Below are 22201 nucleotides of genomic sequence, written 5' to 3' on the forward strand. Positions count from 1 at the left end.
AACTATTACATACTTGCTCTACCTTGGCCAAAGCCTTTCACTACGCCTCGGTTAGAAGCCCGAACGAAACCTAAAATCTCATCCCTTAATTCTGTAGCTTCAAATTCCGCTTCAACGATGTCCAATGCTTTACCTAGGTTACTATGTTGAACAAACAACACGCGATAAATATTTTGGATCTCATTGATCTGTTCATTACTGAAACCTCTCCTTCGCAATCCTACGGAGTTAATCCCTGCATAGGAAATCGGCTCACGTGCCGCCTTGATATAAGGAGGAACATCCTTTCTAACCAAAGTACCACCGGTAACAAATGCATGGGATCCAATCTTACAGAATTGATGAACCGCCACCATACCCGCCAATACCACGTAGTCTCCTACCGTAATGTGTCCGGCCAAGGTACTTGAATTTGAAAAGATACAATTATCTCCGATAAAGCAATCATGCGCAATATGGCTATAGGCTTGGATTAGGCAGTTTTTACCGATCACCGTTTTATAACGGTCCTTAGTACCACGGTTGATGGTCACACATTCCCTGATGGTCGTATTATCTCCAATTTCCGTAGTAGTGACCTCACCTTCGAACTTCAGATCCTGAGGTTCTCCTGAAATGACTGCTCCAGGAAAGATCCGACAGTTCTTGCCAATCCTGGCACCATTCATAATGGTCACATTGGAACCAATCCAGGTTCCTTCCCCAATTTCTACATCCTTATGGATCGTAGTAAAGGGCTCTACAACAACATTCTGTGCTATTTTTGCCTCAGGATGTATATATGATAAGGGTTGTATCATTCGTTCTATTAATTTTCCTTGACCTTGACTATCTGAGCCATCAACTCCGCCTCACTCACTACTTTATCTCCCACCATGCCTACGCCTTTCATGCGTGCAATTCCACGACGGATAGGTTCCAACAGTTCACAACTGAAAATCACGGTATCACCTGGTACAACTTGATTTTTGAACCTTGCGTTTTCAATCTTCAAGAATAGGGTCAACCAGTTCTCTGGGTCAGGAACAGTATTTAAGACAAGAATTCCACCTGTTTGTGCCATTGCCTCAATTTGCAATACGCCCGGAAATAATGGTGCTCCTGGAAAGTGGCCCATGAAAAGATCTTCATTCATGGTCACATTCTTAAGCCCTACCACATGTGTTTCCGACAATTCCAAAATCTTGTCAATCATCAAAAATGGTTGACGATGCGGCAATATGTTCATGATCTGAACAGTGTCGTATACTGGAGGAGCATTTAGGTCATATACTTTTGCTCCTTTTTTATTTTTTTCGCGTTTGATCTGTGCCTTGATGCGTTTTGCAAATGCCACATTTGCCGCATGCCCCGGACGGGCAGCCATGATATGGCCTTTAATAGGTTTTCCTACTAGGGCCAAATCGCCGATCATGTCCAATAATTTATGTCTTGCAGGTTCATTCTGATGGCGAAGAGAAATGTTGTTCAAAATACCCTCTTGCGCTACTTCCACCCGTTTGTGGAATAAGCCTTGCAACTTATCCAATTCATTATCATCCACTTCCTTATCCACAATAACAATGGCATTTGATAGATCGCCACCTTTAATCAGGTTCTGACTTACCAAAGCCTCCAGCTCATGTAAAAAGCAGAATGTTCGGGAACTTGCAATTTCCTTGCTGAATTCATCAATATTGGTAATTGAAGCATGTTGGCTTCCCAATACAGGCGAATTAAAATCGATCATACAGGTGATGCGGTACCCATCAACCGGCATAGCCACGATTTCCACTTTATTATCTGCATCCGAATAATGAATGTTATCTGTTACCTCAAAGAAATCACGATCTGCATCTTGATCCACGAAACCTACTTCTTGGATGCCATCTATAAAAATAGCAGAGCTACCATCTAGAATAGGAACCTCAGGAGCATCTATCTCGATCAAGACGTTATCTAATTGTAAACCGACCAAAGCAGCCATCAAATGTTCAATAGTACTTACAGAAGCGCCATTTTGGGTTATGGTAGTACCTCTTGCGGTGTTGCTAACATTGTCAGCATCTACACTAACGATCGGTTGACCATCTAAATCTATGCGTTTGAATTTGTACCAATGGTTCTCTGGAGCGGGTCTCAACGTGACGTTCACCTGCTTACCAGTATGAAGGCCAACTCCTGAAAATTTTACATCAGATTTAATGGTTCTTTGTTTTACATTCATATCTAACATTCGTGTTATTGCAAAAAATATCGGGTAAAGTTAGCTATTATTTTTGTCTTTTAATTGCCTTTCAAGCTCTGCAATGCGCTTTTCCATTTCCGGAAGCTTTGCATACAATACCTGCGATCTCAGCTCATTATTGTAAGGAAAGGCAGGACTACCACCCCATTTCTTATTCTCTTCTTTCAAGGATTTGTTCACTCCGGATTGCGCCTGTACCTGGGTGCCTTTCGCAATGCTGATATGCCCTACAACCCCTACCTGTCCGCCAAGAACCACTTGTTCAGCAATTTTTGTGCTTCCCGAAATCCCTGTTTGTGCAGCAATAACCGTATTTTCTCCAATTTCTACATTATGGGCAATCTGAATCAGGTTGTCCAGTTTAACCCCTTTACGGATAATCGTGGATCCTAAGGTTGCCCGATCAATCACTGTATTGGAACCGATCTCCACCGCATCTTCCACGATCACATTTCCAATCTGCGGGATCTTGGCATAAGAACCATCTTCCTGAGGTGCAAATCCGAAGCCATCGCTACCAATAATTGCCCCTGCATGAATAATGACCTGTTTGCCAATCTTACAATCCCTATATATTTTTACACCAGGATAAATCACCGTGCTATCCGCAATCTCTACATTATCCCCAATATAAACCTGGGGATAGATTTTAACCTGATCACCAATTTTCACTTGCTTACCGATATAGCTGAAAGCACCAATATAATGATCCTGACCAATCTTTGCGGTTTCATGAATGATCACATGATCTTCAATCCCCGAGCGGTCATTCAACAGTTGATCGTATAATTTTAATAATTCGGTAAAAGCCGAATAGGCATTTTTGACACGGATTAATGTTGATTTTACTGGTTTCTGAAGAATTAAATCCTCGTTCACTACGATGATCCCTGCTTCGATCTGGTAGATATATTGCTCGTACTTGGGGTTTGATAGAAAGGTCAAACTTGCGGGACCTGACTCTTCTATCTTGGATAGCTGGTCAACAACCACATCTGAGTTACCTTCTACAGTACCTTGGAGTAAATTTGCTATTTGTTCTGCGGTAAATTGCATTAAAAAATACTAAAGTTATATGTTAATAATTGTATGTTGGTGCTGTGTTATATATCCGATTTCTTTTGGATAAGTTACGGCATATTTATTTACCCGTTTTGTCAGTGCTTCAATATTGGACAGATCAGAGGCTTCCGCAATATCCTTTAGCTCTCCATGCTTATCCAACACACATATCTTACCGGTCGATGAATCATAGGCACTATTCCCCACTACCTGATCATACACAAAATAACCAACTTCTTGAGCAGAAAGACCAAATCTCTCTGCTACCCGCTCTCTCAATTCTTCCAAATAGGATTCAGAAAAAGGTTCATTGCTCATCTCCGTTCTGAATAGTTCCCTACGAATAATTTTACCACACAACTTACTCAAAATCAAATCAGGATGATCGGCCCAAGATTTTATGGCAGACATGATGTCAGTATCGTCTAAACGAGTGAACCATGTTAAATGCGACTCATCCAACAGAAAAGTTTCCTTGTTGATGCGATTCAATAAAAAATGTTCCAATGCAGGGCTTGCAAAAAGCTTCTCGCCCCTGTTACTTAACTCTTTAGCTCTAGCCAAAGCTTTTATCAGCATCTGTTCTGCTGCAATGACAGTCTTATGCAGATAAACCTGCCAATACATCAACCTCCTGGCAATCAAAAATTTCTCTACGGAATAGATTCCCTTCACTTCAACCACCAATTCATCATCCTTGACATTCAGCATTTTGATGATCCGATCAAAGGAGATGACACCCTCCGATACACCAGTAAAAAAACTATCCCGGTTCAGATAATCCATCCGATCCGTATCCAATTGACTAGAGACCAATTGGTGCAGAAACCGGCGATGGTATTGGTCCTTGAAGATGGTAATGGCCAGATCCAAACGTCCTGTAAACTCGATATTCAACTTATCCATCAATAAGGAGGAGATCAATTCATGCGATACCCCTTCCACTAAAGTATGTTCTAAGGAATGAGAGAATGGGCCATGGCCAACATCATGCAGTAAAATAGCGGCCAATACAGCTTCTTCTTCCTCTTCAGAGATCTGAACATCCTTTCCCCGCAAGGTTTCGATCGCCAATCCCATCAGGTGCATGGCGCCGATTACATGTTGAAATCGGGTATGCAATGCGCCAGGATAAACTAAATGAGTCATCGAGACTTGCTTTATATAGCGTAATCGCTGAATAAAAGGGTGCTGGATTAGGTCGTAAATGAATCCCGACGGTATTGTCACAAAACCGTAAACTGGATCATTTATTATTTTTTTCTTGTTCAATCTGCTTTAAAGTGATTAAGTATTAGCCATTTACCATGAGTTTTCATCGAATGCTATGGCTAAGATACGCGCAAAGATACACAGATGGTACTTAATAAATGTTAAAATTATATCAAAAACCATCAAAATTGAGAGGAAAACCGCATTTTATAGACCGAATTAACTTTCATATCTCAATCAATTGTTACAAATCTCACTAAAATTCCAATAAAAGATGTAATATATGTTATAAACACATAATTTTAATGATTACTTAAATTCCTATCTTCTTTATTAGTTCTAAACATATATCCGTAAATTAGCCTCCATTACTCAGAACGATACATGCAGAAAATACATATACTTTGGGCAGATGATGAAATTGAGTTCCTTAAACCTCATATTTTGTTGCTGGAACAAAAGGATTACAAGGTCAAGACCGTGAACAACGGCGCGGATGCTGTGGAAGCATTCCAGAGCGAACCCTTTGATCTGGTATTTCTGGATGAAAACATGCCTGGACTTACCGGTTTAGAAACGTTGAATATCCTTAAAGGCATCAACCCTTCCATCCCTACTGTGCTGGTCACCAAAAATGAAGAAGAACATCTGATGGAAGAAGCGATAGGTGCTAAAATAGATGATTACCTCATCAAACCTGTAAACCCTAAACAGATCCTACTGACCATTAAAAAGTTTACCGAAAACAAGCGGTTGGTATCGGAACGAACTTCCATGGCTTACCAGCAGGATTTTCGTCAATTGGGAATGCGCATGAATGAGGATCTCGATCATCAGCAATGGGTAGATGCCTATAAAAAACTCTTGTATTGGGAACTTTCTTTAGAAAAATTAGAGGATGCCGGCATGCATGAAATCCTGACCATGCAAAAGTCTGAAGCCAACCTATTGTTCTCTAAATTCATTGAGAAGGAATATTTGAATTGGATCAAAAATCCGGAGCAAGGCCCCACCCTTTCCCACCAATTGTTCAAGAAAAAGGTGTTCCCTAAAATGGAACCGGACAAACCTACCTTCTTCTTTTTGATTGATAACCTGCGGTACGACCAATGGAAGGTTATCAATGAAGTGCTCACCGATTATTACCGGGTGGAAGAGGAAGATAGTTATTACAGTATCCTTCCTACAGCCACGCAATACGCTCGGAATGCGATATTTTCTGGCCTGACTCCTCTAGAAATGGAAAAACGTTTCCCGAAGGAATGGCAAAATGACGATGATGAAGGTGGAAAAAACCTGTATGAAGATGTATTCCTAACTGATCAGATCAAAAGACTTTATCGAAGAGAAATCAAGCATAGTTACACCAAGGTCATTACCTTAGAACAAGGTAAAGATGTTTTGGAAAACATCAACAAGCACATGCAGATCGACCTGAACGTGTTTGTCTATAATTTTGTGGATATGCTGTCCCATGCTCGAACCGATATGGCCATGATCAGGGAGCTTGCCAATGATGAGGCTGCTTACCGATCGCTCACCCTGTCCTGGTTTGAACATTCCCCTTTGCTGGAAGTATTGAAATGGCTTTCCCAACGGCAGGTTCGGGTTATTATTACCACCGACCATGGAACCATCCGGGTGAGGAAACCGAGCAAGATTATCGGTGATCGAAACACCAATACCAATTTAAGGTATAAACAGGGTAAAAATCTGAATTATGTAGATAAAGATGTATTTGTGATCAAAAATCCAACTGATGCGCAATTACCAAGGATCCATGTCAGCTCCTCCTTTGTATTCGCAAAAGAAGATACCTACTTTGTTTATCCGAACAACTACAATCATTTTGTGAATTATTTCGGCGGAACTTTTCAGCATGGAGGTATCTCCCTAGAGGAAATGATTATCCCATTCATCACTTATAGTCCAAAATAATATGGAATTTATCGCCAGTAAACTGGAAGATTTACCAGCAGCGGCAACATGGCTGCTCCAACAAGCGAACGATAAACGAGTGTTTATTTTCAAGGCACCTATGGGTGCCGGAAAAACCAGCTTTATTAAGGTCATTTGTGAACAATTGGGTGTGGAAGATGCGACTTCCAGTCCTACCTTTTCTATTGTCAATGAATACAGTTCTGCCCATGGACCTGTTTACCACTTTGATTTTTACAGGTTAAAAGATGAGCAGGAGGCTTTTGATCTAGGCTACGAAGAGTATTTTTATTCTGGGGATTACTGTTTTATTGAGTGGCCTGAAAAAATCCCCAACCTTATTCCTGAGGATGCCATCGAGGTCAGCATCCAAGTTGACGATCAGTTCAGACGTCATATACAATTAATTTAATATTTTTTCATACTGACGCAACCATCCTTGGCTCAGCTGCGTCTTACTTATAAACCGAACACAATTGGAGCCTTCGAAATTATTACATACCTGGAAAGAATGCCTATCTAACAATCGGAAGGCACAATCGGAATTGTACCAATATTTCGCCCCAAAAATGTATGCTGTCTGCCTACGATTTGCTGAAAATGCAGAATCGGCTCAAGACATCCTACAGATTGGCTTCATCAAGGTGTTCAGCAAAGGTCAAAACTTTGAAGGTAAAGGTTCTTTGGAAGGTTGGATCCGTAAGGTGATGCTGAATTCGGCCATAGAATATTATAGGAAAAACAAGACCGTGTTCCAAACCACAGACAGCATTTCTGAGGATCACCATGAACTACCGGCTGATTTTGACATGCACAGTTTGGGCTACAAAGACCTGCTCAACATGATAAAGGAATTGCCCATAGGCTACAGGACGGTATTCAGCCTGTATGCCATTGAAGGTTATAATCATAAAGAAATTGCGGAGATGCTGGATATGTCAGAAGGCACTTCGAAATCCCAACTTTCCCGAGCTCGACAATGGCTAAAGGAAAAGTTGAAAAAAATGGAGGAAAACATACATGAAAGATCAAGAATTTGATAAAATCTTTAAGGATAACCTAAGGGATTTTGAGGTAAACCCTCCAGAAAACCTTTGGGAAAAGATAGAGTCTGCACTCGATCAGGAACAACCTGCAAAGGTTAAAAAGATGTTTCCTTGGAAAACATGGAGCATTGCAGCAACCTTGTTGTTGGCTTTGGGATTTACGTTTAAGCTTTCCCAATTCAAGGAGGAGCAGGTGGATCCGAAAAAGGAATATTTAGCCAAAATCAAGGAAGAAAATGAATCCCCGAAACCGGACCAAATGGTAGCGGAGAAATGGGGGGAACCTATTACAAAGGAAGCATTTGAATCCCAGGAAGCAAAACCAAATGCCAGAACAATTGCCCTAAAAGAGCAATCAAAAAAAGCAGTGGTTATTCGAGCGGAGAGCAGGCAGCAGGTACAAGTACCGGCATTACAACCGATAGAAACAACAATGGAATTGGATGGACCGAATAGTCTGACAAGGGAAGCAGAACCCTTGACTGCCAAATCAACGGCTCCTCAAGCAAATTTAGCCGTAGAACCTACGGAGGCCATTTTGAATAAGACAGAAATTGTTACCACTAAGCCCAAACAAGGTTTATTTGTCAGGCTATTAAATAATGTTGCTGACAACATCAACATCATCAACAAGGATGTTGAGTTTTCAGAAGACGAAGAGGGAACCATTAAAATAAATTTATCCAAATTGATTACAAAAACCAAATAATACTATGAAACTTAAATTTTTACTAGCAAGTTTTGCCGCTTTGATCTTAGGTGTATCCATGAGTTCTGCACAGATCGTTTATAAGAAAGAGAAAAAAGGGGAATCTAATAACGTAAGCATCAGCATTGGAAAGCAGGATTCCGAAAACGAAGATGAACAAGAAGATGATGGCGATGCAGATTCCAAATATCCAAGAGCCTATGGCGGAATAACATTCACCAGGTTAGATTGGGGTTTCTCCAGGTTGTCAGATGATGGCAGCTTCACCCTTTCCGAAGACAATAAATTCATGAGCTACAAGAAGTCTTCCAATTTCGGATTTGATATTGCCCAATTCGGTGTAAGGTTCAATGATAATTTCAAGATGTATCTTTCCGCTGGATTTGAATGGAATTATTGGCGATTGAAAAACGATGTGCTATTATTGCAGGATCAATCCCCAATCGCTTATGATGATTTGAATCCAGATGCTAAATATTCCAAGAATGTGATCACTTCTACTTACCTGCGGGTGCCTTTGAGTTTTGAATTGAGAACGCGTCAATTGAGTGGCGGAAAAAGAGTGAAACTTGCCTTTGGTGCCATGACAGGGGTATTATTAAAAGGAACTCAACGCTTGAAGAGCGAAGAGTTCGGAAAACAGAAATACAAGGACAACTATAACCTGCAGACCTTCCAATATGGTCCGTTTGTAAGGATAGGATATGACAACTTTGGTCTTTTCACCAAATATTACATGAACGACCTGTTCGAAAAAAGCCCTGATCAGGAAGGCCTACGAAACCTTGCTTTCGGTATTACCTTGGGCTTTTAAAAAGAAAAATGAAATGTAAATTGTATTTTTGTGTCGGATCCTAAAGGTCCGACATTTTTATATGGGTAAACAAGCTAATTCCTGTCAATATATATTTTCTGATGTTCAACAACCGGATCTCCCTATGATCCACGGAAAAGATCTTTCCTGTGTTTTCGAAGGGAACATTACTGTTACAGCGGTAGATCATGTACATTTTGGCATAGAGGAAGGACAGATTACGGCTATCATCGGAGAATCTGGAAGTGGAAAAAGCACCCTATTGAAATTAATCTACGGTCTTTTGGAGCCAACAAGTGGCGAAGTGAGGTACAGAGGTTGGTTGGTTCCCACCCGAAAGGACAAGCTTATTCCAGGACATGATGCCATGAAATTGGTTTCCCAAGGATTTGATGATCTTAACCTATATGCCAAAGTATGGGATAATGTGGCTTCCCAACTTTCCAATACCAACCTTGCTCTAAAGGCGAGCAAAACCCAGGAAACACTGGAGCGATTACGGATCGACCATTTGGCAAAAAAACGTGTGGCAGACCTCAGTGGCGGCGAAAAACAACGTGTGGCCATCTGCCGGGCATTGATCAATGATCCAGAGGTATTGCTCATGGATGAGCCCTTCAACCAGGTGGATGCTGCCTTTCGTGACGAATTGCAACAGGACATCCAACAGATCGTTGCCGAAACCGGCCTAACGTTGGTAATGGTGTCCCATGACCCTGCAGAGGTTTTGGCCATGGCCAATAAACTTATCGTGATGAAGAACGGTAAAATTGCCGATGCGGGAGACCCACATGCTTTATATAATTGGCCGCATCATCCTTACACTGCCCGATTATTGGCTAAAAGTAATATCCTACAGCCCAATGAGGCAAAAATATTAGGTATAGAGACCGAGCATCCCATTGCTATCCAACAGGAACATATACAGACAGAATTGAACCTGAATGGCAATTATTGGATCAAGGATGTCCGATTCCGTGGCTTTTTCAACGAATTGATCATTGGCAATGAAGAAGTAACCCTTCATCAGATCCAATTCCCAAGGTTAGATGTCAAAAAAAATACGAGAATTGATATTCTCGTAACTACTTACCATGTTTTTGAACCGAAATCCATTTAAGCATTTCAGCAAACCAATCGGCATCACTGGTTTTGTTATGCATTCCAAACCCATGTCCGCCCTTTTCATAGGTATATAGCGTATTTGGAACAGCAAATTTTTCCAGACTTGCTTGGTACCTCAAACTATTTTCTATCGGCACAGCCTGATCATCCTTCGCACTCATCAAAAATGTTGGCGGTGTCCTTTTGCTGACCTGTTTATCCAATGAAAAAAGTTCCACATCAGTCTGCGATGAAACAGGCCCGATCAAATTCTGTTTAGATCCTTTATGGGTTACTCCATCTTCCATCGAAATCACGGGGTAACAAAGTATGGAGAAATCAGGTCGAAGGTCAGCCTTTTTCCAGCCCTTTACTTGTGGTTTGTCATAAAAATTAGCCAATGTTCCCGCCAAATGACCGCCCGCCGAAAATCCAATCACCACGATCTTTTTCCCTTTGTTTTCTTTCCGTATCCTTTGCATCGCCATTTGTGCATCCTGTAGCGGACCAAAGCGCTTATCTTTCATCGTTTCTACCTTAGGCAAACGATAATCCAGCACATAAGCGTGATAACCTAAGCCGTTTAACCTTTTTGCAACATCATGGCCTTCATGCCCAATAGCTACCCTAGCATAACCTCCTCCAGGAATGATCAAGAAAACCAAGTCATCTTTTACATTCGATGTGGCAAGATGGGCATAGAGCTTTGGCTTATCTGCTCCTTCCATTTCGGAAATAGGCTTAGCAGCATCCGGAATCTCCTGATCACCATATAAATAACTTTTCACCCCAGTCTCTTGGGCATTAACTTGCAAACTAATCACGGTAAATACGATCAACATTATTTTTTTCATAGGTTTAGGATTGGCTTTATTTACAGATTGGCCATGACAATCAGATTCAGATCCTTACAAGGTAGATTGAATTTTTCGCTCATATCCTTGTTGGTCAGGTTGCCATGGTACAAATAGATGGCACTTCTGATGCCTTGATTTGCCCAGATCATATTGTTCATTCCTCCCGCTTCACCGATCTCCAACAGAATGGGCGTAAAGATATTCGTTAAAGCATAAGTCGCCGTTCGAGCCACCCGGGAAGCAATATTCGGAACACAATAATGGATCACATCGTATTTCTTAAATACAGGCTTACCATGATTGGTCACTTCTGAGGTTTCAAAACAGCCCCCTTGATCGATACTAACATCGATCAACACCGAATTGGGTTTCATTTTGGATACCGTATCTTCCGAAATCAGGCATGGCGTACGCCCGTTCTTTGCCCGCACGGCCCCTATAACCACATCGCAGGATTTCACGGCCTTGTTCAACACAATAGGTTGGATGATCGAAGTAAAGACACGGCTCCCCACATTGCTCTGCAACCGGCGAAGCCGGTATACCGAACTATCAAAAACCTTTACCTGAGCTCCTAATGCAATGGCTGTTCTTGCGGCAAATTCCCCAACCGTACCAGCCCCGATAATGACCATTTCGGTAGGAGGAACACCCGTAACGCCACCCAGCATCAGGCCCTTACCATCAAAAACATTCGAAAGATATTCTGCTGCTATCAGAACGGAAGTCGCACCCACAATTTCACTCATGGCGCGGACAACCGAAAGATGCCCCCCTTCGTCCTGCAGATATTCAAAGGATAAGGAGGTAACTTGTTTCTTCATCAAAGCCTTCAAAACTTCCAACGACATAAGGGATGGCTGCTGCGAACTGAAAAGCACCTGTCTGGTTTTCATCAATTCCACTTCCTTGAGTGTAGGACTGGATATTTTGATAATGATATCGGCCTGGAAAACTTCTTTTTTATCATGTACGATCTGTGCACCCTGTTCACTGTAGTGGTGGTCTAAAAAATTGGAGGCATTCCCAGCACCACTCTCCAGGATTACCCGGTGCCCATTTTCCACCAATAAACCTACGGATAATGGCGTTAGTGCGATCCTGTTTTCTTGAAAAGTATGTTCTTTTGGAATTCCTATGGCCAATTGTCCCCTTTTCTTCCCGCTACTTAACAGCGCTTCTTGAGGCTGTAACACACCCTGTTGCGCTAATTTGGACACATTCATCATTTTACACAAAAAATAAGTTATGCTAAAAATACATAATATTATTTCAATTAAACAGCCATAAAGGATTATATTTGACAATTAATCACATATTAGAAACAATAAATCGTAAGTTTACAAACTAACCAGGTACGATGAAACTACTAAAGCCTTTGAATCATATCAAGATTGTTCCTCGGTGGATAATCTTTAGTTTCGACATCGCTATTTCAGCATGTGCTTTTATTTTCGCATTCACGCTATACAATAATTTTCAACTCGATTCTTTTTCCAAAATCGATTTCTCGATCGAGTTCTTATTCTGCATGTCCCTGACTGCCCTTTCGTTTCTGGTATTTCGACTCTACAGTGGTATCGTAAGGTATACCTCTGCGGTAGATTCCATCCGGATTTTATCTACGATCGTCTTCACGGCCATCATCATGTTCATTGCCAAATTATTGCTGATCGCTTTGGCAATCCCGGTGAACATCCCGCTCAACCTGATCATCATCTATGCCCTGTTTGCTTTTACAGGCCTAACCACCTACCGTACTTGTATCAAGATCTTCTTCCAATATACCAAATCAACAAGAAACGGACGTAAGAATGCGGTTGTTTTTGGTGCTGGCGATCTGGGGATCGCCGTAAAACGGACTTTTGAGCACGATTTCCGATCGGAGAAGACTATTGTAGCTTACATCGATGATAATGAGGAAAAGATCGGAAAGTCCATTGATGGCCTAAAGATCTACAGTTCCAAGGAATTCCCAAGGATGATCAAAAAATATGGGATCGATGAACTGATCATTGCCTCATCCAATATCGATATCGACAACAAGAACATGATCATTGATATCGCTTTGGAGCAGAACATCAATGTACTGACTTTACCTCCTGTAAATAAAATATTGAACGGGGATCTTTCCCCTGCCCAGATCAAACAGGTTCGTATCGAAGACCTGTTGGAAAGAGCGCCCATACAGATTTCCAATGAAAAACTATTCGATCAGTTGCGTGGAAAACGGGTGTTGGTAACAGGTGCCGCAGGCTCTATAGGTTCAGAAATATCCAAGCAATTGAGTAAATATGAGCCGCAGATGATCATATTATGTGATCAGGCCGAGTCGCCTTTACATAACCTTCAATTGGACCTTCAGGACCTCTATAAAAACCAGATCTACCATACCTTTATTGCCGATATCCGCAGCGAGGAAAGAATGCGCCAATTGTTTGAAACCTTTAAACCACATTTTGTTTACCATGCGGCTGCTTATAAACACGTGCCGATGATGGAGAACCACCCGAGCGAGGGGGTGAAGACCAATGTATTTGGAACCTATCTTTTGGCCAATCTATCGGTGGAATTTGACATCCAAAAGTTCGTTTTTGTATCTACAGATAAAGCCGTAAACCCTACGAACATCATGGGGGCTACCAAACGGATAGCTGAAAAATATGTACAATCCTTAAACGAATATCTATCCACGCAGAACGGCATCAAATCTACCCGCTTCATTACCACGCGGTTCGGAAATGTTTTGGGCTCAAATGGGTCTGTTATTCCAAGATTTAGGGATCAGATCGAAAAGGGTGGGCCTGTTACGGTGACCCATCCTGACATCACCCGTTATTTCATGACCATCCCCGAAGCCTGTCAGCTGGTTATAGAAGCCGGTAATATGGGCCAGGGCGGCGAAATCTTTGTGTTCGATATGGGGAAATCCGTTAAAATCGTGGATCTTGCCAAAAAGATGATCCGATTATCCGGTTATGTTCCTTTCAAGGATATCGAAATCAAATTCACCGGTTTACGTCCTGGCGAAAAATTGTATGAAGAATTATTGAACGACCTGGAGAACACCTTGCCTACCCACCATGAGAAGATCATGATCGCCAAGGTCCGTGGAAACGATTTCAACAGGGTAAAAGAAGAAGTTTTAAACCTTTCTAAGGCTTTAGAAAGCCACAACAACTTAAATATTGTCCGTCAGATGAAGGTCATGGTTCCTGAATTCCTGAGCCAAAACTCCATCTATGAGCAATTGGACAAGGAAAAGATGGCTTCCCTTAACCCTTAATTAAATAAATATTTTTCTATAATTATTGCAAGTATTCTTTAAAAGTGTATTTTTGCCTTCCATAATCTATTAAAACAAAGAATGTCACAAAATAATCAAACCGTTTCTTCAGGCACGAAGAAATCATTTTTCCAAGAAAACGAAAAGAGTATCACCTTTATTGTAGCAGGAATCATTGTATTGATCCTATTGTATATTGGGTACCAAAGACTATATCTAGCGCCACGTGCAGAGAAAGCAGCAAACCAGATGTACCATGCTGAAAACTATGCTACCATCGATTCTTTGCAAAAGAAAGCGATTGAAGGTGACGGTGCATTTCCAGGTTTCAAGGAAATCGCTGACGAATATTCAAACACCAAATCAGCAAACATTGCGAATGCTTACCTAGGTGGTCTATATTTACGACAAAAGAATTTCAAGGAAGCCATCAACCATTTAGAGCAGTACACCGAAACGGGATCGGAGATCTTAGATCCATTGGTTATCGGTCTATTGGGTGATGCCTATTCTGAAGAAAAGATCTATGATAAAGCCGCTAATTATTACAAGAAAGCAGCTGATAAATCCAAAAACGTTTATACTACCCCATTATTCCTTAAGAAGTTGGGTCTGGTTTACGAAGAGCTTCAAGATTACAAAAACGCAGAATCTACGTACCAACGCATTAGAGATGAGTATCCGCAAAGCAGCGAGTCGACTACGATCGACAGCTTCCTAGCACGTGTACAAGCGAAACAGTAATCCTAAAAAAATTGATTAACTTTGAGGGCTACCGATGGTAGCCCTTTTTATTTATACAAAAATGTCAAGTAGTTTAAAAAACCTTTCTGATTTCTCCCACATCGAAGTAGGAAATGCAGCGAATCTTAAATTTGCAATCGTGGTTTCACAATGGAACGCCCAAATTACCGGCGCATTATTAAAAGGTGCCTATAAAGGATTACTAGATCACGGTGCCACAGAAGAGAACATTGAACTGATCGAAGTTCCTGGAAGTTACGAACTGATATCAGGAAGTGATATCGCCTTGAGAAAAAGAGATATTGATGCTGTTATTACCTTAGGATGTGTGATCCAAGGAGAAACCCGTCATTTTGATTTTATCTGTATGGCGGTAGCCAATGGATTGGCAAATGTAGGCATACAACATAACAAACCGGTTATTTTCGGTGTGTTGACCACCGATAACCTGGAACAGGCCATCGATCGCTCCGGCGGCAAACATGGCAATAAAGGCGAAGAAGCAGCCATAACAGCTATACAAATGGCCCTAATCGGCAAAAAATATTAATGGTATCGTTTTTGATTGACTAAGGATATGAAACACAGGTTAATAGTATCCAGGAAGCTAAGTGTGGTTTCCTCTTACTATTTCTGCTTATTCCTAACCCTGCTAAGTATATATCCTAACTTAGCTAAGGCACAATCCAAGAACATAGTAGATAAGATATGGAACAGCGCGGGCGGTAAAAATAAGTGGGAATCAACAAAGTACATTATGTTTACTGTTTCAGGAAACAGCCAATTTGGCAGCATCACTGGAACCCGTAAATTTTTATTGGACAAGCAAAGTAACTTGGTCAGGTTTGAAGGAACATTTGATAATGAAAATATTGTTGCTATCCTCAACGTTCAGAACCAGAAACTAATCCGTCTATACGACGAAAACGGCACAGAACTTTCTGTCACCGACTTTAAAGGATTGGTTTCAGAACTAGCAGCACAATACAACATTGACCTCAAGGTCCTAGCCTTACCGGCGAGTATTGCAACCGCATCCTTGGATGGCGGCTCGGAGAGCAAGATCATCAATGCGGAAAAGTTGCAAAAAGTAGACTTTAACAATTTCCTTGGCGGAAGCGGAAGTGTATATGTCAATGAGGAGTCTGGAATGATCAAACGGATCGATATGGACAATAAGAGCTATATCGTCAATGGTTACAAGGATATCGGAAATGGCTTGGTGCTACCCACCATTTTCAAAGGCTCAAACGACAGCATATCCTACCAAAAGGTAGCTTCCTTCACAGAAATGGAAACCGAAAAGTTTAAGTCATTTTAGAAATTTAATTTATAGAATAGCAAAGGGCGAATCTAACCGATTTGCCCTTTTTATCTTGTTAATCTTAATAATCTTGTTTAATTCCGGGTATAGGTACTTACTCGTCCACTTCTACCATGTTGATCAATGGCTGCCAGTTTCACGATCATATGATCTTTTAATGCAATCCCGCCTTTTGGATACGGACGGCTATTAACTGTTGGTATCGATCCATCTTCTGTATAATAGATCTGAAAGCCAGGATATTCCGTATTGGCATGTAAAGTTCCCTTTTCAGCATTTATTCCTACCGATGGCAGCCGATACTTAAATCCGCCAAAGGCAAAATCCAATTTCTGAAGTTCATTACTACCTACCTTGTGCACAAAAGCATTATACGTTTTATCAAATTCGGATTTATTGAATTCCTTATCATTTTCCCAATTTCGTTTTGGGGCCCATGCCCGCTCTGCCATGGCAAACAAACGGGGGAACAACATGTAATCCATACGCTCCGCAGTCAGTACCGTTTCTGCCCACAATGCGGCTTTGATGCCCACTAAGTTGGACCTCCCCTTCTCGGTAAGTCTTACTTTGCCTGCAATATATTCATCTTTCAGATCCTTGCCTGTCTGTGTGTATTTCATATTGGCAAAAAATGCTTCTGGCAACATGGAATAGGCATGGTATAGATCGGTTATGGAAGCCCATTTTAAGCCCGGTTCATTGAAATTCCTATCCCAGACCATGTCCAAATAATAATTTGCACAACTGGTAAATACCGTCTTATATCCCGCATTGGCCAATCTATAGGCCAAATCTTCCTGTCCTCCACCGATAACATTGTTCCATACATCTAGGTACATGTCCAAATGATTGAGTTCAGGATTGACCTGCATCCCTTTTCCTTGGTTGACCATACCAAATTCTTCCCATCCCGCAATGTTCATTCCCTTTGATGCACAGATGGCATTTATCTTTTCCACATAATATGGCCAAACTTCATAAACAGATTTCATCCCTTCTTTCGCCATCAGCTGCTTGATGATGGGTGAGCCTTCCCAAGATCCCGATGGAACCTCATCTCCGCCCAGGGAGACAAGTTTCAGTTCCAAACCCACTTCCTGATACATCTTCTTGATATCCTCCAATACCACGTCTATAAAGCGATATACAGAAGGCAATGCCGGGTTCATCACATTATCGTCCCAATATTGTGCGGAACTATATTTGGAACTATCAGTAGCTTCGTACAACAGGAATTCTTCAGCTTCTTTCTGCTTTCCGGCTTTCATCAAACGATGGTATCGTGTTTCCATGGCCTCTATGGCTGCTCTGGCATGCCCAGGGGTCTCTATTTCCGGAATGATGGTTACATGTCTTTCCGCAGCATAAGTCAATAGCTCCTGAAATTGTTCTTTTGTCAGAAAGGCATTTTCGGTAGGATTTGAGCCTGATCCATAAGCAGGTTGAATGCTATTCCCATCTTTAAAGGTTCCGGATCGTTTTGATCCTATTTCTGTTAATTCTGGCAATGAGGGGATCTCCAATCGCCAACCCTCATCGTCTATAAAATGCAGGTGGAACTTATTCAACTTCAAGGAAGCCATCACATCAATGTATTTCTTGATGGTATGGATATCCTTAAAATTCCGAGCGATATCCATCATGAACCCCCGATAAGCAAACCTGGGTTCATCCTGAACTTCCAAAAAAGGAAAGGAAAGGGCTGTTTTCCCCTGTAATTGTTCCGGATTCAATAAGGATCTTAAAGATTGGACGGCATAAAAAACGCCGGCCGCATGGGAAGCGGAAATTTCGATCCCATTCGTTGAAACCTTTAAATGATAGGCTTCCTTGCCTAATTCCTTGTTCTGTCTTATTTTAAGCTTGCCTTGGTCACCTTTGGGTGCCTGGATTTGGGCCAGATTTGGGAAAGTGCGGAGATATTCGCTAAAGGATTTTTTATCTGAATTATTGAATCCCTCATCGATAGAAACATCCAGTATCTTACCTGGGCTAAAAGCCCCATTTCCCATTTTCAAATGAGCGGGAGTTGGTAAAATGGCCTGCGCCTTGCCATTATGGGTCAAACTATTTCGTGCATAAAGCGCGGATAACATATTGTTTTCCTCTTGTGGGGTGACCTTAGCAGCAATCACTTCTGGATGTCCTATCTCAATGTGCTTGCTTGGTTTGGACTTACTTTCCAGGTAAAACCCATTTGGTGTCAGTGAAGTGTGGGTAATGGGATAAGGGGACTTGTATTCTAGTGTTATAGAATCTTTCACATTTATCCGAGTTCCCTTTGCAAAGTCTACGGAATACAGGTTACCATTTCGGTTATGGAACCTGTAATTTTTTTGGTTAATTTCTTCAGCATTGTTTTGGTTAATTTCTTCAATGGGATACATGGAATTGAACCATAGGTCATAGGTATCCAATTGGATGGGCACATTATCGGTATTGATCAAGGTCAGTTGCAATACCCGATTTTGGCTGGGATGGTAGTTAGCGCTAAAATCCCATTTTACTTTGATCTTCTGTGCGGAAGATTCCTGAAGTCCGAGACATAGTCCCAAACTCAGTGTAAGGTAAGTTTTTAATCGATTCATAATAGTTGTAATCTAGCAAAAAATACCCTTAAAAGAATTATTTAGGATTTTTTTGATAAAAAATTTTGGGAATAATAAAGGAAATTCTATATTTGCACACCGAAACACAAATCGGCCCGTTCGTCTAGGGGTTAGGACGCAAGATTTTCATTCTTGAAACAGGGGTTCGATTCCCCTACGGGCTACAGAGAAATGCTCAGCTTTCGCTGAGCATTTTTAGTATAAAGTAGTGAGTATTTAGTATTAAGACCGAAGGCGAAACGTATAGGCCGGATTAAAATTTATACGTAATTCCTACATTGAGTACAGATACGCCATATCCCAATTCTGCGAAGGCGCCTAATTTCTCACTGAAAAAATATCGGCTACCCAAAAATCCGCTTAATCCCATTCCGCTACTGTAATTGTCTGCCACATCTAAACCATCTCCATCTGAGGAGTAGCTCACGATATTAAAACCCAACATCAATCCACCATATACATCCAATTTTGGTGCAGAAGTAAAACCATTATAATGGTAAGCACCTCGAATTCCAGTGATCAAGTAATTCCATTTTGAGGTATAATTTCCGCTATTGTATTTGTACGCTGTGTTACCTACATATGCACCAAGAGAAATTACCCCAGGGCCATTCATGTCCCACATGCCATAATCAAGTGATAGACTTAAAGCTGGACGTGCCTTTCCCAGTCCTCCTAAGGCGGTTCCAAGTCCGAAACCAGCATTTATAGCTGTTGTTACTTTTTTAAATTGTTGGCCTTGGACTTTAAGCGCGGCCAATAGAACCGTAATAATAATGGTTAGTCTTTTCATATTTAGTTTGCTTTTTTATAGATATACTCCCTAGTTTCCACCAGCTTATTGGTTGCTCTATCGTAGATTTCTGCCTTAGTAGGATATCCGGAATCGTTGTAGGTATATTTCCAGATATGATCTAAGAAGATCGAGGTTCCTGCAACACCCGCACCCGTCAACTTTTGGCTCTTGGCATTATTGATTGAATAAGTTTTCCATTTCCAGGGAAACCCTGTCATCCGATAATTCTTGTCATCAAAATCGCTAAATTCCATAATGCTTAACAATGTACCATCTGTATTTAATTCAGTCCTTAAGAGATTTTCACCTTTACTATCAAATGTATATTTATTGAGGGCATACTCTTGACCATTCAAGGCTGAAATCTTTTCTAATACCATATTGTTCGTATATTCAAAATGTAGGTTCACCACCCCATGTGGATAGGTCCAAGTTCCGGAAACCGGTTTATCATCAGTTCCATAGGCATAATCTTCCCGATAAACATGTTTTCCAGCATGGCTATGGGTTGCTGATATCATATTTCCCTTATCGTTATAGGTGAAAACTGCTGTACTTTCCCCAACTCCATCCTTTGGATGGATCCGGTATGTAGTTATTTGATTTTCTTCATTATATAAAAAGGAAATGTCAGTCACCCCGTTCACTTTCTCCTCGACAAGTAATAGCTGATTGCCTTGGACTATCCCTGAATAACACGGGCTTTGCTCATCATTGGGGTCGCAATCTTCACCCTTGGAGCAGGACATCATAGTCACTGCGATAAAAAAAATCCAAATGTTGCTTTTCATTATTGTTTTCATGTTCACTTTTTTTTTATTTTTTAATATTAATAGCCAATAACAATGGAAGCAGAATTATCGACTCCGTTTCCAGGTTTTGGTATAAAATCAAGTTGAAATTCGTTTACTGCTCCTTCCCTTTTATACCAGTCTTCAATTTTAAGGTCGGTTGTTTTTCCATCTTTTTTCAATTTGGCAGTAACCTTATACCTTCCTATGGGTATATCCCAAAGCTCACTTCGTTGGGTCCATTTTTTATCGCCAAATTTTAAGACAATCGTTTTTCCTGTTGATCCATCGATCAGCGGACCTGTAGGTTTCAGCGTAATCTCCATGTCCTTCTCATCTTCGTAAAAACCATAATCGGTCGTTAGCATGACGGTTCCGCCATAATAAGCTTCCGCTTCCCAGGGCATATCTCCTTCCAGCTTCCAGGAAAAATTGCGTACTGCACCCTCCTCATTGAAAGCATCGGTTCCATCCGGAAAAAGCTCCATCGTGTAGACTTTTCCATTATATTGCTTGTCTATATAGGCAAAAGCCCGCCAAGAACCTGGGAGAGACTTTATGCGGTAAGTTCCCGACTTATCTGTCGTACCATGAATATAGGATGCATACAACATGGTATTGTCTAAAAGAATACGAACGTCTGAAAGGGGTTCACCTTTTGAATCTGTTACCTTGCCAGTGGCATAGCCTTTTTCTGGTCCAGCAGTACCTTCGCCTGTGTCAGCTTTATCACAACAGGCAAATAGTACCAAGGATATAGCTGTCCAAATTGCCTTTCCAATTGTCATTTTCATAATCGTTTTATTTTATTTTCAATTCTGTTAATTTTCGAATGTTACTATCGTTCTAGTAGAAGAACTATTTCTTTTTTTCGGATCTGACTACCAAGAGAGAATGTGTTCTCATAATTTTTTCTGTTAAGGTTTATTTTCATCTCAAAATTAGACCATCCTGATTTTCTATCTTACCCCCCAAAGGGGGTTTTTATCCAAAGCTCTTATACCTATCTTTGTATCAGTATTAACCTGATAATGAACCGTTATGATCTTAAAGCATTTATACAGGGATTTGCTCCGACCATTAATCATGTGCTATATGTTATTGGTGCTGATGCTAGGAATGAGCATGAAGGCAACAGCACAAGCAAGAATGGTAGATTCCTTAAAAAGGGAATTGGAAAAGAAGAATATTACAGTAGAAAAAACAGCTTGAATTGTACGATGCACTCCTCTACATCACCTGGGAACATGATGCTGCCTCAGGAATTGAATTTGGAAAAAAAGGTATAGCACTTGCGAAAAAACAGGATCACAAGAAGTGGCTTTCCATTCTTTATAGCCATACGGCGATGTCCTATTTCTACCTAACCCAGTATGATTCGGCCCACTATTACCAAGATCTCGCCTTTGATCCGGCAAATGAGTTGCCCAGCCTCACGCCATTGGCAAATGCACACATGAACAAGGGAACTATTTATAAAATGCAGGACATGCATGCTGAAGCGCTCAAAGAATACCTGAAGGCTTTACAATTATTTGAAAAAGAAGGTCACGACGTAGGTAGAGGTATGGTGCTGGGAAACATCTCGCATGTCTATTTACAATTGAGGAATTTTGAAAAGGCCGAAAATACCTCAAAGAGTCCGAAGCCATAGCCATTAAAAGCAATGATAAGGAAGC

Annotated in this window: 22 protein-coding genes and 1 tRNA gene; 13 read left to right on the forward strand and 10 right to left on the reverse strand. The window is 41.0% G+C overall.

The features are described from left to right. Positions 1-5: 5 nt before the first annotated feature. From lpxA to VJ786_RS04000, 4 genes are read right to left on the reverse strand one after another with little or no spacing between them, the layout of a single operon-like run. Positions 6-800 carry an acyl-ACP--UDP-N-acetylglucosamine O-acyltransferase gene (gene lpxA, locus VJ786_RS03985; RefSeq protein ID WP_336557319.1) on the reverse strand — a complete coding sequence of 265 codons (795 nt, stop codon included), beginning with the start codon at positions 798-800 and terminating at the stop codon, positions 6-8. A gap of 8 nt (positions 801-808) precedes the next feature. Next, entirely contained in the window at positions 809-2206 is a 1398-nt protein-coding gene (locus VJ786_RS03990; RefSeq protein WP_336557320.1) for a bifunctional UDP-3-O-[3-hydroxymyristoyl] N-acetylglucosamine deacetylase/3-hydroxyacyl-ACP dehydratase, read from the reverse strand. Between the two features lie 39 nt (positions 2207-2245). After that, positions 2246-3283: a UDP-3-O-(3-hydroxymyristoyl)glucosamine N-acyltransferase gene (lpxD, locus tag VJ786_RS03995; protein ID WP_336557321.1), complete on the reverse strand. Its 1038-nt coding sequence runs from the start codon at positions 3281-3283 to the stop codon at positions 2246-2248. Between the two features lie 15 nt (positions 3284-3298). Then, positions 3299-4561, reverse strand: coding sequence for an HD domain-containing protein (locus tag VJ786_RS04000; protein WP_437129006.1), 1263 nt, complete (start codon positions 4559-4561; stop codon positions 3299-3301). A 324-nt stretch (positions 4562-4885) separates the two neighbouring features. Here VJ786_RS04000 and porX point away from each other — a divergent pair, with 324 nt between their 5' ends. The 6 genes from porX to VJ786_RS04030 all read left to right on the forward strand — a co-directional run bounded on the left by porX (position 4886) and on the right by VJ786_RS04030 (position 10128). After that, the gene (gene porX / locus VJ786_RS04005) at positions 4886-6439 is read left to right on the forward strand and encodes a T9SS response regulator signal transducer PorX (protein WP_336557323.1); all 1554 of its coding nucleotides are present in this window, start codon (positions 4886-4888) and stop codon (positions 6437-6439) included. Between the two features lies 1 nt (position 6440). Beyond that, a complete protein-coding gene (tsaE, locus tag VJ786_RS04010) occupies positions 6441-6851 on the forward strand; it encodes a tRNA (adenosine(37)-N6)-threonylcarbamoyltransferase complex ATPase subunit type 1 TsaE (RefSeq protein WP_336557324.1) in 411 nt (136 codons plus the stop codon). A 64-nt stretch (positions 6852-6915) separates the two neighbouring features. Continuing rightward, entirely contained in the window at positions 6916-7479 is a 564-nt protein-coding gene (locus tag VJ786_RS04015; protein ID WP_336557325.1) for an RNA polymerase sigma factor, read from the forward strand. Beyond that, a complete protein-coding gene (locus VJ786_RS04020; protein WP_336557326.1) occupies positions 7460-8194 on the forward strand; it encodes a hypothetical protein in 735 nt (244 codons plus the stop codon). The genes VJ786_RS04015 and VJ786_RS04020 overlap by 20 nt, the downstream gene beginning before the upstream one ends. Before the next feature lie 4 nt (positions 8195-8198). Next, a complete protein-coding gene (locus tag VJ786_RS04025) occupies positions 8199-9008 on the forward strand; it encodes an outer membrane beta-barrel protein (RefSeq protein WP_336557327.1) in 810 nt (269 codons plus the stop codon). A gap of 61 nt (positions 9009-9069) precedes the next feature. Further along, positions 9070-10128, forward strand: a complete 1059-nt coding sequence (locus tag VJ786_RS04030) for an ABC transporter ATP-binding protein (RefSeq protein WP_336557328.1) — start codon at positions 9070-9072, stop codon at positions 10126-10128. Here the strand turns inward: VJ786_RS04030 and VJ786_RS04035 are convergent. Both VJ786_RS04035 and VJ786_RS04040 read right to left on the reverse strand, forming a co-directional pair. Then, positions 10094-10966, reverse strand: a complete 873-nt coding sequence (locus VJ786_RS04035; RefSeq protein ID WP_336557329.1) for an alpha/beta hydrolase — start codon at positions 10964-10966, stop codon at positions 10094-10096. The genes VJ786_RS04030 and VJ786_RS04035 overlap by 35 nt on opposite strands. Before the next feature lie 20 nt (positions 10967-10986). Next, a complete protein-coding gene (locus VJ786_RS04040; RefSeq protein ID WP_099366423.1) occupies positions 10987-12198 on the reverse strand; it encodes an alanine dehydrogenase in 1212 nt (403 codons plus the stop codon). A gap of 131 nt (positions 12199-12329) precedes the next feature. On the opposite strand from VJ786_RS04040, the gene VJ786_RS04045 reads away from it, so the two are divergent. From VJ786_RS04045 to VJ786_RS04060, 4 genes are all read left to right on the forward strand, one after another. Continuing rightward, complete coding sequence (locus VJ786_RS04045; protein WP_336557330.1) at positions 12330-14255, forward strand: polysaccharide biosynthesis protein; 1926 nt, start codon at positions 12330-12332, stop codon at positions 14253-14255. Positions 14256-14336: 81 nt separating this feature from the next. Beyond that, positions 14337-14999 (forward strand): tetratricopeptide repeat protein, encoded by a 663-nt coding sequence (locus VJ786_RS04050; RefSeq protein WP_099366425.1) that lies wholly within the window; start codon positions 14337-14339, stop codon positions 14997-14999. Between the two features lie 61 nt (positions 15000-15060). After that, complete coding sequence (ribH, locus tag VJ786_RS04055; protein ID WP_336557331.1) at positions 15061-15549, forward strand: 6,7-dimethyl-8-ribityllumazine synthase; 489 nt, start codon at positions 15061-15063, stop codon at positions 15547-15549. A gap of 27 nt (positions 15550-15576) precedes the next feature. Further along, a complete protein-coding gene (locus VJ786_RS04060) occupies positions 15577-16320 on the forward strand; it encodes a hypothetical protein (protein WP_336557332.1) in 744 nt (247 codons plus the stop codon). Positions 16321-16397: 77 nt separating this feature from the next. Here VJ786_RS04060 and VJ786_RS04065 read toward each other — a convergent pair whose 3' ends face one another. Further along, positions 16398-18914, reverse strand: coding sequence for a family 20 glycosylhydrolase (locus tag VJ786_RS04065; RefSeq protein ID WP_336557333.1), 2517 nt, complete (start codon positions 18912-18914; stop codon positions 16398-16400). A 113-nt stretch (positions 18915-19027) separates the two neighbouring features. On the opposite strand from VJ786_RS04065, the gene VJ786_RS04070 reads away from it, so the two are divergent. Further along, positions 19028-19099, forward strand: a tRNA-Glu gene (locus VJ786_RS04070). Between the two features lie 89 nt (positions 19100-19188). Here VJ786_RS04070 and VJ786_RS04075 read toward each other — a convergent pair. From VJ786_RS04075 to VJ786_RS04085, 3 genes are read right to left on the reverse strand one after another with little or no spacing between them, the layout of a single operon-like run. Next, entirely contained in the window at positions 19189-19728 is a 540-nt protein-coding gene (locus tag VJ786_RS04075) for a hypothetical protein (protein ID WP_336557334.1), read from the reverse strand. Positions 19729-19730: 2 nt separating this feature from the next. Then, positions 19731-20534 carry a hypothetical protein gene (locus VJ786_RS04080; RefSeq protein WP_336557335.1) on the reverse strand — a complete coding sequence of 268 codons (804 nt, stop codon included), beginning with the start codon at positions 20532-20534 and terminating at the stop codon, positions 19731-19733. A 26-nt stretch (positions 20535-20560) separates the two neighbouring features. Then, positions 20561-21316, reverse strand: a complete 756-nt coding sequence (locus tag VJ786_RS04085) for a carboxypeptidase-like regulatory domain-containing protein (protein WP_099366462.1) — start codon at positions 21314-21316, stop codon at positions 20561-20563. 247 nt (positions 21317-21563) lie between these two features. Between VJ786_RS04085 and VJ786_RS04090 the strand changes: the two genes are divergently transcribed. Together VJ786_RS04090 and VJ786_RS04095 are read left to right on the forward strand one after the other, a co-directional pair. Then, positions 21564-21734 carry a hypothetical protein gene (locus tag VJ786_RS04090; protein WP_336557336.1) on the forward strand — a complete coding sequence of 57 codons (171 nt, stop codon included), beginning with the start codon at positions 21564-21566 and terminating at the stop codon, positions 21732-21734. Between the two features lies 1 nt (position 21735). Next, positions 21736-22176 carry a tetratricopeptide repeat protein gene (locus VJ786_RS04095; protein WP_336557337.1) on the forward strand — a complete coding sequence of 147 codons (441 nt, stop codon included), beginning with the start codon at positions 21736-21738 and terminating at the stop codon, positions 22174-22176. Positions 22177-22201 lie beyond the last annotated feature (25 nt).

The organism is Sphingobacterium tenebrionis (genome assembly GCF_037126265.1).
GTDB lineage: Bacteria > Bacteroidota > Bacteroidia > Sphingobacteriales > Sphingobacteriaceae > Sphingobacterium > Sphingobacterium tenebrionis.

Excerpts from the sequence above, each read along its gene's own strand:
- lpxA (WP_336557319.1), bottom strand. The coding sequence starts at position 800 with ATGATACAACCCTTATCATATATACATCCTGAGGCAAAAATAGCACAG.
- VJ786_RS04090 (WP_336557336.1), top strand. The coding sequence starts at position 21,564 with ATGATCTTAAAGCATTTATACAGGGATTTGCTCCGACCATTAATCATG.
- VJ786_RS04045 (WP_336557330.1), top strand. The coding sequence starts at position 12,330 with ATGAAACTACTAAAGCCTTTGAATCATATCAAGATTGTTCCTCGGTGG.
- VJ786_RS04040 (WP_099366423.1), bottom strand. The coding sequence starts at position 12,198 with ATGATGAATGTGTCCAAATTAGCGCAACAGGGTGTGTTACAGCCTCAA.
- VJ786_RS04025 (WP_336557327.1), top strand. The coding sequence starts at position 8,199 with ATGAAACTTAAATTTTTACTAGCAAGTTTTGCCGCTTTGATCTTAGGT.
- tsaE (WP_336557324.1), top strand. The coding sequence starts at position 6,441 with ATGGAATTTATCGCCAGTAAACTGGAAGATTTACCAGCAGCGGCAACA.
- VJ786_RS04020 (WP_336557326.1), top strand. The coding sequence starts at position 7,460 with ATGAAAGATCAAGAATTTGATAAAATCTTTAAGGATAACCTAAGGGAT.
- VJ786_RS04060 (WP_336557332.1), top strand. The coding sequence starts at position 15,577 with ATGAAACACAGGTTAATAGTATCCAGGAAGCTAAGTGTGGTTTCCTCT.
- VJ786_RS04065 (WP_336557333.1), bottom strand. The coding sequence starts at position 18,914 with ATGAATCGATTAAAAACTTACCTTACACTGAGTTTGGGACTATGTCTC.
- VJ786_RS04080 (WP_336557335.1), bottom strand. The coding sequence starts at position 20,534 with ATGAAAACAATAATGAAAAGCAACATTTGGATTTTTTTTATCGCAGTG.
- VJ786_RS04050 (WP_099366425.1), top strand. The coding sequence starts at position 14,337 with ATGTCACAAAATAATCAAACCGTTTCTTCAGGCACGAAGAAATCATTT.
- VJ786_RS04075 (WP_336557334.1), bottom strand. The coding sequence starts at position 19,728 with ATGAAAAGACTAACCATTATTATTACGGTTCTATTGGCCGCGCTTAAA.
- VJ786_RS04035 (WP_336557329.1), bottom strand. The coding sequence starts at position 10,966 with ATGAAAAAAATAATGTTGATCGTATTTACCGTGATTAGTTTGCAAGTT.
- ribH (WP_336557331.1), top strand. The coding sequence starts at position 15,061 with ATGTCAAGTAGTTTAAAAAACCTTTCTGATTTCTCCCACATCGAAGTA.
- porX (WP_336557323.1), top strand. The coding sequence starts at position 4,886 with ATGCAGAAAATACATATACTTTGGGCAGATGATGAAATTGAGTTCCTT.
- lpxD (WP_336557321.1), bottom strand. The coding sequence starts at position 3,283 with ATGCAATTTACCGCAGAACAAATAGCAAATTTACTCCAAGGTACTGTA.
- VJ786_RS04085 (WP_099366462.1), bottom strand. The coding sequence starts at position 21,316 with ATGAAAATGACAATTGGAAAGGCAATTTGGACAGCTATATCCTTGGTA.
- VJ786_RS04030 (WP_336557328.1), top strand. The coding sequence starts at position 9,070 with ATGGGTAAACAAGCTAATTCCTGTCAATATATATTTTCTGATGTTCAA.
- VJ786_RS03990 (WP_336557320.1), bottom strand. The coding sequence starts at position 2,206 with ATGAATGTAAAACAAAGAACCATTAAATCTGATGTAAAATTTTCAGGA.